Origin of the sequence: Streptomyces sp. NPDC099050 (assembly GCF_044759865.1) — a bacterium.
Taxonomy (GTDB): Bacteria; Actinomycetota; Actinomycetes; order Streptomycetales; family Streptomycetaceae; genus Streptomyces.
In genome coordinates this window covers 1-1,418 of the sequence record NZ_JBIWAE010000073.1, presented here as the reverse complement: position 1 = coordinate 1,418, position 1,418 = coordinate 1, and the positions used below count along the sequence as shown (strand labels likewise).

Below are 1,418 nucleotides of genomic sequence, written 5' to 3'. Positions count from 1 at the left end.
AGTGGCTGTTGTCGTTCCGATCTTGTGGGGTGTTGGTCGAACGCGGGTCCCGTTCGGGTGATCGTGGTGGGTTGCGGGCATGAGAACAGGGCCTCTTGGTAGCTCGGTAGGTGTCTACGCCAACGAGTTGTCCAGGAGGCCCTGTTGTCGCAGTTCTACGTCTTCGTGCGGGCCGGCTCCAGTCCACTCACCCCGTCGTGTGACTGCCTCGCGCACCGGTTCGGGAACGCCGCTGACAACGGGACGCGCCAGCGGCGCTACCCCACCGACATGACGGACGCGCAGTGGGCCGCGGTCCGGCCACTGCTGCCGGTGCCGGGCTGGCTCGAGGGCCGCGGCGGGCAGCCGGAGGCGTACTGCCACCGGGCAATGTTGGACGCGATCCACTACCTGGTCGACAACGGAACCAAATGGCGGGCCATGCCGGCTGAGGTGATCCCTGTGGTGTGGACACACCTGACAATGGATCTTGTTGATCCTGGAAGGTGTAGACCATGTGGCAAGGCCCTCGAAGTACAGTGCGGAGTTCCGGTCCGACGCGATCGCGTTGTGGCGGGCTTCGGCCGGCCGGCGGACGTTCAGGGACGTCGCGGCCGATCTGAACGTCAACCCCGAGACACTGCGGACCTGGGTGCGTGACGCAGACGGCCGTCCGGCCGCGGCCGGCGCGCCGCAGGACACCGAGGCCGAGCTGGCCCGGCTGAGAGCGGAGAACACCCGGCTGGCCAAGGCCGAGAAGGAATGGCAGCTCGAGCGGGAGATCCTGCGCCGGGCAGCCGCCTATTTCGCCCGGGAGATGAAGTGAAGACCGCCGCTTGGGACTTTGTCTCCGCCCACGCCGGGATCTTCGGCATCAAGCGGATATGCCGCACGCTGGAGGTCTCGCGTTCGGGCTACTACCGGTGGATCGCCGGCGCCGAGGTGCGGGCCGCCCGGCAGGCGGACGAGGACGCCCTGGTCGCCGAGATCCGCGACATCCACGCCGAACACCACGGCAACTACGGGGCACTTCGCGTCCATGCCGAACTACGCGGCTTCGGTCACACGGTGAACCGCAAGCGGGTCGCACGGCTGATGCGAAAGCACCAGATCGTCGGCCGCCACCTGCGCAAGAAGAAGCGCACGACCGTTGCGGACCGGCTCGCGCCGCCGGTGCCCGACTTGGTCCAGCGGGACTTCACCGCTGGCACGCTGGATGAGAAGTGGTGCGGCGACATCACATACGTGCAGGTCGGAGCCACATGGCTCTACCTCGCCTGCGTCATCGACATCCGCTCTCGCCGGGTACTCGGCTACTCGATGGCCCCGCACATGCGCGCCGGACTCGTCATCGACGCGCTCCAGGCCGCGATCGCGGCCCGTGGGGGTGAGGTCACCGGAGTGATCTTCCACGCGGACCGCGGATCGCAATATACGTC

Annotated in this window: 1 protein-coding gene and 1 pseudogene; both read left to right on the top strand. The window is 67.6% G+C overall.

The genetic code is table 11. From position 1 onward, the window contains the following. Positions 1 to 270 precede the first annotated feature (270 nt). A complete protein-coding gene (locus ACIQV3_RS40540) occupies positions 271 to 639 on the top strand; it encodes a transposase (protein ID WP_403722415.1) in 369 nt (122 codons plus the stop codon). Next, positions 542 to 1,418, top strand: a pseudogene (locus ACIQV3_RS40535) (IS3 family transposase); the annotation flags it as partial. The gene ACIQV3_RS40540 and the pseudogene ACIQV3_RS40535, both read left to right, overlap by 98 nt.